Here is a 13,737-nt window from a genome sequence, read left to right on the forward strand (position 1 = left end):
AGGGCTTCTTAAAAACTAAGAGAATCACCTCTGATTTTGTAAAGACTTTTAAAAGACAGTTACATGGATGTTCGTTATCAAAGCAAGACAAATTCCCTATCGTCATTTGAGGAAATGCGGTAAAATAAAGGAAATGAACAATAACTGGAGGGATTTGTATTGGACAGCAAAACTAGAAAACAACTGCAAGAAAAATTAAAACAACGTACACATTTGCTCCCTTCCGTCTTTCAACAGTTTTTAGAAGAAAATCGCTCTTCTTTATCATTAGGTAGTCGCTATGAATATGCAAAAGATTTCCATTTGTTTACTGATTATTTGAGAAAAGTATTTTCTGAAGAAGTGGATGATCAGCTGATTATCCGTTTAGAAAAACAAGATTATCAGAATTTCTTAGCTAAAATCTATCGACATACTCGTTCGTTCCAAACTACAGCGAACCAAGAAACGGAGCAATTGTTTGAAAATAGCTACTACGGGATTTCGAGGAAGCAATATTCATTAAATCATTTTTTACGATTTTTATATCAAAAAGGAGTAATTGAAGAAGAGATCTCTCTTTTGGGTACAAGTTTACCGGAAACAACTAAAGCAGCTCCGCGATATATCGATGCAGAACTTTTCAAAGATTTTGAGCATTTGTTTATCCCGATTGAAGGCTTTCAAACAAGCAGAGAAGCTAGCTTTGAAGAAAAGAATAGACCGAGGAACCTTGCGATTACTGCCATTCTTCTGTATTGCGGATTAAAGATCCATGAAGTAGTAGAACTTAAACGTAAAGATGTATCTTTGACCAAGCAGATTCTTAATCTGAATAGAAAAGAAAACAGATTGAGTAAAGTACCAATACCAAAAGAAGCGATGCCGTTTCTAGAGAACTATTTTAAGTTAACCGCACAAAATACGGATGAAAATTCTTTTGTTTTTCGTTCCTCGCATGATCAACAAATTTCTCCTCGGACTATTCGCCAAATTTTGAGCAAAATCACAGTGTATAAGAATGTATCACCAGAATTATGCCGAAAAACCTATCGCTATTATACCGAACTATATTTAGATGATGCTGACGCGGTAAACTATTTATGTGGTAATCGATACCTATCTTCCCACTCTTTTCAAGAAATCTGGGAAAAAATGGTTGATTTTTCTTATCACGAATTAGCGGCATTCGTTCAGGTTTCTGTCACATAGGAACCTGAACTTTTTTTCACAATAAACTATATTATTGTATAAAGGTTTATGTTACGATTATCTTGAGTTTGTATATTACTTAACAAAAGATAATGGAGTGTGAATGATGGAGACCATAACGTATTCCCCTTTGAATTTATTTACGAATTTTCAAGAAGCTGCAGCTGGCTTTTCCGAGACCCCGATTATCTGTGATCAGCCGCTTTCTGCTTTTCCTGAGTTAGGACTTGAAACAACTTACAAAAAATGCTTTGAAAGTGTGTTAGATCGAGCTTATCAATTGGCCCATCTTGGTGTGAAATCTGGAGACAAAGTCATTATCTATAAGAGTTCCGCTTTTGACACATACCTTCTCGCTGTTTCTGTGTCTTACCTTGGTGCAGTGCCTGTCATGACTTCTTATCATCTACCTACAGCGACAATGGAAGTATTTATCGACCGTTTAGAAGACCCCTTCATTTTATTTGATGATGAGACAAAAAAACGAGTGGGAGAAATTTCAAACGGGACTAAGTCAAAACAGATTCCTATTTTTTATTTACTGGAGCAACCTACTTTTCCTGTTCCCCAATCGTTTTTAGCTAAAAATGAAATTTCTTATATGACCCATACTTCTGGTACAACTGGTATCCCTAAGCTTATTTGTCATTCTGCTCATTCTATGGGTTGGCGAACGAAATGGCAAAAAACTGTTTTTGCAAAAATTTCAGAAAAGAAATTAATCGCTTTTCACATTTCCCCCGTACATTCTAGATTCAATATTGGCATCTCTTCTTTGATGTCCATGGGTTTTCCTATGATGCCTTTAGCAGATGCACAAAGTTCAAAAATTATTCGTATTTTGGAAACCCACCGACCAATCGCATTAGAGACTCATCCGAATAACTTTGTTCAGTGGAGTTTTACTGCTAAAGAACATCCAGAAGCTTTCTCTGGTATCCGTTATTATCACTCTACTTTTGATGCCATAAACAATCAGACAATGGAAACATTTTTGCGAACATCAATAACACAAGATGCGGTATTCCTTCAAGTATATGGCCAAAGTGAATGTGGACCAATGATTCTTAAGGCTCATACACTGGAAAGTTTGAAAACGAGTGATGCAAGAGATATGGGCGTTGGACTGGAAGACATGACAAGCGCTCGGATCACAGATTCAGTTGGGAATGTCCTTCCTGAAAATACAGATGGTCATATACAATTACTGTCTAAAGGACGGGCTTTGACTTATTATAAGGAAGATGCACGGTTCCAGGAAAATGTTTATGGCGATTGGTGGGATAGCGGAGATTACGGATTTATGGATGAGCGTGGTCACCTATTTTTGAAAGATCGGCAAGTAGATTTGATCGAAACGATCAACAGTACATTAGCTATTGAAGACTTTTTATTAGATTCGTTAGATTTTTTGGCAGAAGTAGTGATTGTAAGGGATAAAAATCATTCTCCACAGCCGATTATTGCTTTAGCCCCTGATAAAGAAATGGATTGGAATCGCTGGTGGGAGCAAGTCCATGAACTTCCCCGTTTGAACGCCCCTATCATCCGTGACTTTGATGCAATCCCGCGAACAGCTACAATGAAAGTTCAGCGGCTTCAAATCGAGAAAGAATTAAAAACACAAAACAACTAATCGTTTTTAAGTGGTTGTGAAAAAGCTGTCCTGCATCAAGTAATAAGAACAGCCAAATAAAAGTGGTTCCTCATATTTTGCCGTTTGTTGAGCTAATATCGAGGACCAGCTAATTGAAGACCGTTTATTGGAAAAAGGGAATGTGACACGATTTTTGTCACATTCCCTTTTCGCTTCTTTTAAAAATTGGATGAGATAAAAATATGCCAATTGGCTGTTTTTCTTTTTTGAAAATTTCGTTATACTCTTATTCATGGAGGGAAATGTTATGAAAAGAATCTTGACGATTGGTGGTTCTGATCCATTTGCTGGCGGAGGAATCCAAACAGACTTAAAAACTTTTGAAGATTTTGGTCTATTCGGGCTAAGCGCCCTGACATCTATAGGGGTACTAGATACGAATGGGCGATTTATCTTGGAATCTATTCCTTCAGAATTGCTTGAACGACAGTTGGCTTCAATTGATCAAATGACTACATTAGATGGAATCAAGATCGGGTTATTAAATTCAAGTGAAGCAATCATGGTTGTTCGAGACTTCATAAAAGCAAAACAAAATATCCCAATCATCTTAGACCCTGTTTTGGCATTCAAAGAAACTGAATCTGTGATCAATCAATTGTATATTTCACAGCTCATCGAAGAACTTTTTCCACTTGTTACGATGATTACGCCTAATTTGGCAGAAGCTGCTTTACTTTCTGGTCAAGCTCTCCCCTCTTCGTTGATAGAAATGATCCATCTCGCTAAAGAGCTCACTGCTTCAGGAGCAAAGAAAATTGTAATAAAAGGCGGCACAAGGATGGCTGGCGAACAAGCTGTGGATCTTCTCTATTCAGTTGACCATCAGGAGGTGTTTTCTCAGAAAAAAGTCGACACCCCAACAGTAAATGGTGCCGGTTGTGCCTTTTCTTCTGCAATAACAGCGAATCTTGTATTAGGATTAGATGTTTCAAAAGCCGTAGCAGAAAGTAAAAAATTTGTTGCCCATTGTATTTCCAATGGTGTGCTGATGAATGATCATACGGGAAGCGTCTGGTCTGGCGGTATCCAAAAAGGAGGAACGATAAATGAAAACTAAACAACTAACAATCTATGCGATGCTGATTGCGTTGACCGTTGCACTTTCATTAACTATTTTGATCCCTGTGCCGGCTACGAACGGTTTTGTGACATTATGTGAGGCTGGAATCTATACTGCTTCTTTTCTTTATGGTCCAATGGGTGGATTAGTTGTCGGTGCTTCCAGTGGACTATTAATCGATTTGATTTCAGGGTATCCGCAATGGGCTATTTTTTCATTAGTGATTCACGGATTACAAGGATATGTTGCCGGATCTTTCAGTAAATCTTCTACTCGCATGTGGCTATTTGGTCTTTTTTTAGGAAGCTTAGTTATGATCGTCGGCTATGGTATCGCCGGTTGGATTTTGTATGATTGGCCGGCTGGAGTGGCTTCTATCCCAGGGAATATCTTTCAAAATCTTATCGGTATGGGCCTTGCCTTTCCTATAACTGCAAGTCTTCAACGTATTCAAGCACGGAAGCAATATTAATTGAAAAGAAGGTTTTAGAGAATGAAGTTGTCAGAAAAAGAATTGAAAGTTCAATTGACTGAAATAGTTAATGACGTATTGGCTGAGGCACACTTGAAAAAAGGAGATCTCTTTGTTTTAGGGTGCAGCACAAGCGAAGTCGTCGGTGGACATATTGGAAAAAATTCCAGTGCGGAAGTTGGTCAGTGGATCATTCGTACGTTAAAAGAGCTATTAGATCCTAAAGAAATTGCGTTAGCTGTCCAAGGTTGCGAACATCTGAATCGAGCATTGGTGGTAGAACGAACAGTGGCAGAAGCAAAAAAATTCGAAATCGTCTCTGTTATTCCTGCATTACATGCTGGAGGTGCTTGTTCTGTTGCTGCTTTTGAGCAGTTCAATGATCCTGTCGAAGTAGAGCATGTAATTGGGCAAGCCGGCATCGATATCGGTGACACTTCGATTGGTATGCATATCAAACATGTCCAAGTGCCTGTCAGACCTCGTTTGAAAACCTTGGGACAAGCCCATGTGACAGCCCTTCGCTCTCGTCCTAAATATATCGGTGGTCCTAGAGCAAATTATTAAGATGGGTAAATCAGAAAAACTTCCTCGGAAAGTCCAACTATTGAACTTTAACGAGGAAGTTTTTTAATTGTTTGTTTTATACAGACAAGCTTCATAAGGTGCTAGTGTTCCTTTTTTTTCAAAGTTTCCGTTAGAAGAATTTGACAAGAGTAATGTCCATGACTGATCTGCTTCTTTTGGGAGTTCATAGTCAGCAAATGATTCTGTCAAGTTTACCATAATAAGATACTGTTCATCTTCTAAATCTCTTTCATAGACATATAGTTGTGGATGTTCATGAAGATACTCTTTAAAAGAACCGTATATCAGGCCTCTATTGATTTGTCTAATGCGGATCATGTTCTTATAGAATTGCAAGATCGAATCCGGTTCATGTTCTTGTTGTTCTACATTGATCGTTTTGGTATTTGGATTAGTGATCATCCAAGGCTCCTGTGTAGAAAAGCCAGCATATTCTTCTGAAGTCCATTGCATGGGTGTTCTGCTATTGTCTCTGGTGGTTTCACGAATAATATCCAATGCTTCTTCTCTTGTCTTATAATCCGGAAATCCAAGTAGTCTTTCGTATAGTCTTTTCGAATCCACTGCATCAACTTGATCGATCGATTCAAAAGGCATATTCGTCATTCCAATTTCTTGTCCTTGATAAATAAATGGCGTTCCTTGCAAAAAGAAATACATCATAGCAATTGCTTTTGCAGACATAGCCCAAAATTCGGGACGGGTATCTCCGAACACAGAAACGGCACGAGGAACATCATGGTTTTCCATATATAAAGCGTTCCATCCGATACCATCTAGGGAAGTTTGCCAAGCACTTAATGCATGTTTTAACTTAAGGACGTCTAATTGCCCTTCTTTTTCTTGCTGCCAAATATGGATATGATCGAATTCAAAGATCATATCGAAATAACCGTCTTTTCCTACCCATTCCGGCCCTTCTTCTGCAGTGACGCCGCTTGCTTCTCCGACTGTCATGATATCGTATTCTTCGAAAACATGTTTCAAATCAGTCAAATGTTCTTCGATTCCCGAGACATTCTGAAAGGGTGAAAAAAAAGGGTTCTCTGTGGCTTTTACTGAATATTCATCTTTTTTTACATGAGAAATCGCATCTAAGCGAAATCCGTCTATCCCTTTATCTAGCCACCATCGAATCATATTGAATAGTTCTTCTTTCAATTTCTCACTTTCCCAATTTAAGTCTGGTTGTTCTTTCGCAAAGACATGCAGATAATACTGTCCTGTTTCGTGAGAATATTCCCAAGCAGAGCCGCCGAAAATCGATGTCCAATTATTTGGTTCTTTGCCATCTACTCCATCGACCCAAATGTAATAATCTCGATAAGGGCTTTCTTTGGATTTCTTCGATTCTTCAAACCATTGATGCTGATCCGAACTGTGGTTGATGACAAGATCCATAATGACTTTGATTCCCAGTTCATGTGCTTCTTTCAGCAATAAATCAAACTCTTCCATCGTCCCGAATCGCTTTTCTATGTCTTGATAGTCACTTACGTCATAACCATTATCGATAAATGGAGATTGATAGATTGGATTGATCCAGATAAATCCGATGCCAAGATCTTTCAAGTATCCAAGTTTTTCGCGGATCCCATTGATATCTCCTTGTCCATCGCCGTTGCTATCTTTGAAACTGGCCGGATAGATTTGATAGCCTACTGCTTCTTTCCACCATTTTTGTTCTTGTATCATATCGTTTCACTCCTTTAACGGTCCCTCTTGATTATAACCGATTCTATTTTAGAAGTATCCTTGTTACCGGTAACTAGAAACGAAAAGCTCAACGAATCTGCTAAGTGCGTTCGTTGAGCTTTATTTTATCATAGATAACGGGCAATCAATTGAATCATTTGCTTGGGAAATTCATTTAGGTCAGTAATATCTACAAAACGGCTTTCACCGTAGATCGACTTGATCTCTTCTTTGTCTTGACCAATAGCTGCGGAAACAAATAATATGCCTTGACGCTCGTATTCTTTCAAAACAGACTGGATGTCCTCTTTTGCTTTTTTGCCAGTATAATCTGGCAACGCCTTTGGCTGACCGTCACTAATATTAAGCAACAGTTTGGTTGTGGCGGATTGTCTGTTTAATTTTTCTGCTGCTAAACGAAGTGCCGCTCCATCACGATTGTTTTGTCTTGGTTTCATAGTGACTAATTTTTCATTTAACCATTGAAACCCGTCTTCAAATTCTTTATAAGAAAACAAAGAAGTTTTTTCTCTTGCTGAACGGTCTGCTGTATCCCCGTAAATCAACAAGGGGATATCAACTTTCTTAGCAAATTCTGCAATAGCAATCGCTGCTTTTTTTGCCGCTTCGATCCGATCATCCCGTATCATTGATCCAGATTCATCGATCCGCACAGCTACCGCTAAGGAAGGTTGCTCATGTGGCGGGTTCTTTTTGTCAAAATTTCTCAAATCACCATATGCTACTCTACTTGCGTTAAACCGCTGTCCTTCATATTTTCCCTTTTGGTACGTCTCTGTTTGTTCATTATCCAGTAATTCTAAAATTTGTCGGCTAAGTGATTCTACTATCGGCATGACTTGCATTTGTAGCTCACGTGCTTCTTGCGTTTTTCCTTGGAAAGCTGGTCGGTGAACGATGAGACCTTCTTTTTCATGAATCGTTTCCTTCATGATTTGCCGCGCTTCTTTATTTAATTGCTTCTTGATTTCCTTATCATGTGTTTCCATGTCAGAGGCAGACATTTCTTGGGAATCCTCTTCTGTTTGTTGTTGTTCCTTCTGATTTTTCCCTTCGATATCGCTCTTGCGTTCTTTTTGCATTTGAGGAGGCATCTCGTTTTTTTCTGTTGTTTTCTCTAGTCTCTCTGCTCCCTCATTTGGTTCTTCAGCAGACAGTTGTTTCTTTTCATCTAAGCGCAAAGTTTCTTCAGCATCTTCAGTGATGTTTCGTTCGTTTGCTTCTTCGGCGCCGATAGTTCTTCCTTTTGCATGCTCAGATTGAGGTTCTATTTGAGGATAGCCCCATTTTTCTTTTCTCAAAATGTCTTGAAGTTCCAATAGCAATCCACTCTCAGACAAAGCTTGCTCAAGGATCGCCAATTCATCTGGATCAGTGGATAATTTATACAAAACTTTTGGATAAATCGACTGGAGTAAATCTTGTCCTTGCTTATAGGTATTCGCCCAATAAAAATATGAACGCATTCCTGCTACACCTTTGATGGCATTTGCTTTTGCAGTTTCATCCAATAAACGGATAATCTCTGCCATCTTCATAAGGAGTTCTTGATTTTGAATCTGGGTTTTCGCCATCGCACGTTCTGCCATGACTTCTAAGGCAGGAAGATCCATTTTTTCCGCATGCTGCATCCGATCTCTTAAGGATTCATTTAAGGGTCGATTTCCTTGATAGTTTCGATTTGTGGTAATGACAATAATACAATCTGGATGGCGACGAATGATTCCTGTTGGCAAATTCAATATCCCATTGGGTTCGAGCGCTGAGTTAAGTGCCACAAGAACAGAAGCATCACGGATGACAGTCGGCTCTTGGATCTCTAATAGATATCCTTTTTCGATCGCTCGAACGATTTCAGAAGGATAATAACTATAATGGATTGCATCTGGATAATCGGCTTCGATTCTTTGAACTAACTCTGCTAATTTTTCTTTGGCAGAAAAAGAATCAATGCCGTAATGGTTCTGGATCAGTGTCAGTACAGCTTCAAGTGTATCTGTTTGGTAAATAGCTTCCAGCAATTCTTGGTCTTGTTCTTTATCGGAATCTACTACAGGTAATAAGGCGCCGAACACATCTGATTTATCCATATCTGCAAAACATGTCACTTTTGTATAGGGAAGTTGCAAATCAGCAGATAGTGCTTTTGCTAACTGTGTCTTACCCGATCCGGCGTCTCCTTCTAAAAGAACGTTACTGATTTTCATTTCAGGATCTTGCCAATTTTCTTTGATTTCAGAGGCGATCCGCCACTCTTCTGCACTTGTCCGATGGCTTTTCGGTTTCTTCCAGATCATTTGCTTTTCTAGCCGTGAAAAGGTCCGGTTTTCTGTTAGTGAGAAATTCTCCATGCTTCTCTTCCCCTTTTGATCATCTCTGTCTATTAATATCCTAACTCATCTAAAAGACGTTTTAAAATACGGAATCGTTCCCCAATCAGTTCTCCGTCTTTTTGTAGTGTATCGTAATACAAAATAATGTCTTCATCGATCTTTGGATTTTTGGTATCTACCTCGACTGTCATCCGGTTTCCCTGCAAACCAATGATGTCCACAACTGGATTTTCTGGATCATAGAATTTTTCATAACGATAAGCATCTTGAAAGTATAAACTTCCTTGTGCAGCTAAGATCGCTAAATCTAAAATACGTGTAATTGGTAATTCTTCTGATTGTCGAGACCATTTTTCTCCAGTATGTCGCCATACTTTGCCTGATATGTCGACTTTTCCACGGTCATTCCATTGAGCGAGACCCAAAGAAAGACCTTTTGCGTCCGTATTCAATGCATTTCTTCCATCAACTTTATCGTAGTCTTCTACAACGAGCACTGGTTTATGTTTTAAATTTGTAGGTATTTCCATGATTTTAATTCCTCGTCTTTCTATTTTTAGTAAATTAGTAAATCAGTAGTTTACTAATTTACTAAACTATATGCGACATTATAAATGACTGAAGAGAGAAATGCAAAGAAAAAGAGCCTGTTTGTTAGAAATACATAAAAACATCATCTTGCTCTTCTGCACGTTCATTTATCGCGTGAATAAAGAGCAAGATGATGTAGAATATTTTTGGTTTGTTTTTTGAATAAAAGGAATTATTGCGCTGAAATGGCGATGCCGATGGCTTTTTCGCCTAAATGTGTACCAATGACTGGTCCAAAATGACCAACTTCGATTTCTGCATTTGGATATTTTTTCTGCAATTTCTCTTTTTCCGCAATCGCTACTTCTAAATTGTTTGCATGTATCACGTAAAGTTTGACTGGCGGTTGTATTTCGTTATTTCTTTTGCCAATGATTTCTTCAGCCCGAGCAAATGCTTTTTTACTTGAACGGATTTTTTCGAATAAAACAATTTTTCCTTCAGAAAATGTCAGGATCGGTTTGATTTTCAATAGGCTACCAATCAGTGCAGCGCCATTGGTCAATCGCCCTCCCCGTACTAAATTGTTCAAATCATCTACAATTAGATAAGCGTAAGTATTATCTCGAATTCGATCGACATGCGCAAGTATCTCATCAAGGGGCTGACCTTCATCATTTAAGTCTAAGGCAGCTTCTACCATATGTCCCATCGGCATACTAGTGATCTTAGAGTCATAAGGAATGACCGTTACTCCACTGATATTGTCTTTCATCGCAAATAAGGTGTTGACGAAACCAGAAATACCTGAAGAAAGATGGATACTTAAAATCGTGTCATACCCTTTCTCTTTCAATTCCTCATATAAAGCCAAAACTTCCCCTACGACAGGTTGTGAAGTAGTAGGAAAATCTTTACTGTTTTTTAAAAGTCCATAATATTCATCCGCTTCGATATCGATTCCTTCGTTATAAATTTTCCCATCCATAATCAAAGGGATTGGAATCACGAATAAGTCGGGATGGTTCTTGATACGTTCCGGCAGATACGCCGAACTATCTGTAACTACTGCAAGTTTCATGTGTTTAATTTCCTCGTTTCAAAGAATTTTTCCAGACCTCATAACTATATCATAAGTAAGATTAGATATGAAACTAAAATTGGAAAATAGAAAAACGACAAGCGTAATCATACGAATTGCCGTTTTTCTAGCGACAGCAAAAAGACGACTAGTTAGCCTATTCTTTGCTTCCGCTACGATGTTTAACATTTTTCAACATTCGGAACCCATTTTTTCCGAATTGAGAAAATAAAAATACTAAACCCCCAATACTTCCTAAAGCCACACAATAAACCATTGCATAACTTTTTGATTCCATTGACAATCGCTGATTCAGCAAAAAGAAAATGATAAAACATACCGCAAGCATAATCAAGGTAGATCGGAAAGTTTTTAAGAAAAAACTGCTGATTTTTGCTAAAGGTGCTATTCGGTATTCTTTGCACATAAAGTGATAACCACGAACAAAGACGATGCCGAATGCCAAGCCATTTGATAAGCTCATCCCGTATCCGCCAACTAGACCTAGTCCGATTACTTGGAAGATGACTTTCAGGATAATTGCTTCTACAGTTAGTCGAATCGCAAAACGATGGTGGTTCAGAGATTGAAGCATCGTAGACAGAATCGTGAATAAAGAGAAAAACAAAGAAGCTAACAAAGCCATTTGGAAATAACCAACACTTTCAGGATCATAACCAAAAAACAATGTGTATAATGGACCAGCTAATAAAGACATCCCGGTCAATGAAGGAAGAAGGATCAATAACGCAATCGAAAAACTGTCTCCTACTGTCTTTTCGATTTGTAAACGATCTTTTTTCTTCATTGTGCTTAGTATTGGCAAACTACTTATAGCAACTGTTCCTACCATGGAAATCAGGATCAATGTCAGTTTGTTTGGATTAACAGAAGCACGACTGAATAAGAATTCCAGTTGCTGATCTGCAATATCTGGACGGAAAAAGTGAAGCAGTGGTTTCATCGTTACTTGGTCGATCATCTGAACGATAGTAATGACGGAGCCGACAAAAATGAACGGTAGTGTTTCCCGAATGATAGAGACAGAGGCAGATCGGTTTTCTCTTTCGAAGTAACGGCTGGAAATCAAAAAGTCTTTAAGTTCAAAGAAGTCTTTTCTGCGTCCGACGATATACATATGGATAATCGCAGCTAACCCGCCAAAGAAAGAAGCAACTGTACTGATCAATACAGCTTCTAATATGGTTCCGTCAGTCAATACGCGCAAGTAATAAGTACCAGCCAAGATAACGATCACTCGTACAGCTTGTTCAATAATCAAAGAAGTTCCATAAGGTCGTAAATCGTTTTTCCCTTGGAAGTATCCTCTCATTGCACTCAAAATCGGGATAGCAACCAAAGATGGGCATAAACTTCGGATAGCTAGTATCCCGTTGTTAACGTTAGCGATTGGACTGATTCCGGCTAATAAAGGAGCAAATAAATACATCAACGCAGCAGAGGCGATACCGATGACGAACATAATATTGATCGTACTTCGAAAAATCAGCCGACAAGCAGCGTTATCTCCTTCTTTTGTTGCTACAGCTACTTTTTTTGCAATCGCATTTGGAAATCCGACTGTACCAAGCATCAGGAACAATCCATATGGAAGATAGCCAACATTGTATAATGTCGTAGCAAGCATACCATCTTGATTGTTCCCCATCATACTTAGCCAGGGAATCAAATAGACTACCCCTAAAACTTTACATAGAAGATTAGCAAAGGTTAGCCAAAATGTTCCTTGCATCAATTTTTTATTCATCTAATTTCCCTCAACTATTCTTTCATAAAATAAACATCTTCCCTATTATAGCAAAAAAACATAGAAGGACAAATCCCTCTTTAATTCTTAAAACAAAAAAGAGCTTGCATCATAAGTCAACACTAATCTTTTTCTCCGAATAAATGAACTTGCATCCACAATTGGCTGATGCAAATGCAGTTTGGATAGATCAGTTTGAACAACTTATGTCGCAATCTCTGTTTTTTTAGGGAATAAAACAGTTTAAAGCATGGACAGTAAAAAGACAGACGCAAGTCCTGTCAAAACTGACAATGCCATCGAACGTGTTTTGTAAGCCACACCTGCTACTAGAATCATTGCAGCTATTTTGATATTCCAAGCAATATCCAGATGTTCATGAGTAATGAAGACATCTTTGAAAGCTAACGCCGCAAACAATGCTACTGGTACATACTTCATCCAGTCACTAAACCAAGATGGCACTTTTCGATGAGTAAAATAAAGCATCGGGAACAAGCGCGGAATATACGCAACGATGAACAGACAAGCAACTAAAAACAGCAAATATAGTTTAGTCATGATGGTTGGCCTCCTGTTCCGGGAAGTTGAAGAGCGGTTCATTGACATCTTTGCCGCGATCCCTTAGTTTCTTGGCTTTTTCTTTTTTAAATGCCTTCTCCAACATAAATCCGGCAAATGAAGCAATAACAGTAGCTGCAATCAAGCCGAATGTGTTTTGGAATAATACCATGAAGATCACTCCTAATACACCTGAAAACAAACCTGTAAAGATCAGTAGTGCGTTTTTCATTTGCATGACAAACATAAATATGAACATAGCAGTCAAAGCAAAATGGACAAGGTCAGCATCTACACGAATCACCGAGCCAAAAAAATTACCGATCATGTTGCTACCGGCCCATGCAGCCATTGAGAACCAATTGACATATAAAGCCTTTCTTTTGTTCCAAGAGGGGTCAGTTGAGAACTTTAAGTAGTTCACCGCATAGTTTTCATCATTCAGGGATTGAGAAAAGACAGCTAAAAACGTCCGCTTTTCTTTTTTCATAAAACCGGCAAGACTTGCTCCTAATAATGTATAGCGTAATTCTAAAAAGAAAACCATCAATAATGTCGTTGCAAATGATGCTTGCGTCGTAAGCATAGATGCAACTAAAAACTGCGCGCCGCCGGAAAAGACCAGAATCGATAACAGCCCTGATAAGAGAGGATCAAATCCAACTTTTTGCAACAATACTCCGCAAGCTAATCCCACTGGTATATAGCTTATACAAAGCGGCATCACTGCATGCAAAGCTTGAAGCCATGGCGCACTTTTCTTTTTGTTCATTAAA

12 protein-coding genes are annotated in these 13,737 nt (G+C 38.5%); 5 read left to right on the forward strand and 7 right to left on the reverse strand.

Annotated elements, in window-relative coordinates; genetic code table 11:
- Positions 1-159: 159 nt before the first annotated feature.
- The 5 genes from KFO35_RS03810 (at position 160) to KFO35_RS03830 (ending at position 4,950) form a co-directional block, all read left to right on the forward strand.
- Complete coding sequence (locus tag KFO35_RS03810; RefSeq protein ID WP_002315011.1) at positions 160-1,191, forward strand: tyrosine-type recombinase/integrase; 1,032 nt, start codon at positions 160-162, stop codon at positions 1,189-1,191.
- A gap of 103 nt (positions 1,192-1,294) precedes the next feature.
- Positions 1,295-2,827, forward strand: a complete 1,533-nt coding sequence (locus tag KFO35_RS03815; RefSeq protein WP_002315010.1) for an AMP-binding protein — start codon at positions 1,295-1,297, stop codon at positions 2,825-2,827.
- 268 nt (positions 2,828-3,095) lie between these two features.
- Positions 3,096-3,908, forward strand: a complete 813-nt coding sequence (locus KFO35_RS03820; RefSeq protein ID WP_002315008.1) for a hydroxymethylpyrimidine/phosphomethylpyrimidine kinase — start codon at positions 3,096-3,098, stop codon at positions 3,906-3,908.
- Positions 3,898-4,383 carry an ECF transporter S component gene (locus KFO35_RS03825; protein WP_002290784.1) on the forward strand — a complete coding sequence of 162 codons (486 nt, stop codon included), beginning with the start codon at positions 3,898-3,900 and terminating at the stop codon, positions 4,381-4,383. Before KFO35_RS03820 ends, KFO35_RS03825 begins: the two co-directional genes overlap by 11 nt.
- 21 nt (positions 4,384-4,404) lie before the next feature.
- Positions 4,405-4,950 (forward strand): TIGR01440 family protein, encoded by a 546-nt coding sequence (locus KFO35_RS03830; RefSeq protein ID WP_002290783.1) that lies wholly within the window; start codon positions 4,405-4,407, stop codon positions 4,948-4,950.
- 63 nt (positions 4,951-5,013) lie between these two features.
- On the opposite strand, the gene KFO35_RS03835 is transcribed toward KFO35_RS03830, so the two are convergent.
- The 7 genes from KFO35_RS03835 to KFO35_RS03865 form a co-directional block, all read right to left on the reverse strand.
- The gene (locus KFO35_RS03835) at positions 5,014-6,666 is read right to left on the reverse strand and encodes a glycoside hydrolase family 13 protein (RefSeq protein WP_002315007.1); all 1,653 of its coding nucleotides are present in this window, start codon (positions 6,664-6,666) and stop codon (positions 5,014-5,016) included.
- Between the two features lie 128 nt (positions 6,667-6,794).
- A complete protein-coding gene (locus KFO35_RS03840) occupies positions 6,795-9,038 on the reverse strand; it encodes an AAA family ATPase (protein ID WP_002315006.1) in 2,244 nt (747 codons plus the stop codon).
- Positions 9,039-9,070: 32 nt separating this feature from the next.
- On the reverse strand, positions 9,071-9,550 hold the full coding sequence (locus KFO35_RS03845; protein WP_002290778.1) for a DUF6530 family protein: 480 nt from the start codon (positions 9,548-9,550) through the stop codon (positions 9,071-9,073).
- Between the two features lie 233 nt (positions 9,551-9,783).
- On the reverse strand, positions 9,784-10,632 hold the full coding sequence (gene fakB / locus KFO35_RS03850; RefSeq protein WP_002315005.1) for a DegV family protein: 849 nt from the start codon (positions 10,630-10,632) through the stop codon (positions 9,784-9,786).
- Between the two features lie 157 nt (positions 10,633-10,789).
- Positions 10,790-12,400 carry a polysaccharide biosynthesis protein gene (locus KFO35_RS03855; RefSeq protein WP_002315003.1) on the reverse strand — a complete coding sequence of 537 codons (1,611 nt, stop codon included), beginning with the start codon at positions 12,398-12,400 and terminating at the stop codon, positions 10,790-10,792.
- 243 nt (positions 12,401-12,643) lie between these two features.
- On the reverse strand, positions 12,644-12,961 hold the full coding sequence (locus KFO35_RS03860; protein WP_002290769.1) for an AzlD domain-containing protein: 318 nt from the start codon (positions 12,959-12,961) through the stop codon (positions 12,644-12,646).
- Positions 12,954-13,733 (reverse strand): AzlC family ABC transporter permease, encoded by a 780-nt coding sequence (locus tag KFO35_RS03865; RefSeq protein ID WP_002306712.1) that lies wholly within the window; start codon positions 13,731-13,733, stop codon positions 12,954-12,956. The genes KFO35_RS03860 and KFO35_RS03865 overlap by 8 nt, the downstream gene beginning before the upstream one ends.
- Positions 13,734-13,737 lie beyond the last annotated feature (4 nt).

Origin of the sequence: Enterococcus lactis (assembly GCF_015751045.1) — a bacterium.
GTDB lineage: Bacteria > Bacillota > Bacilli > Lactobacillales > Enterococcaceae > Enterococcus_B > Enterococcus_B lactis.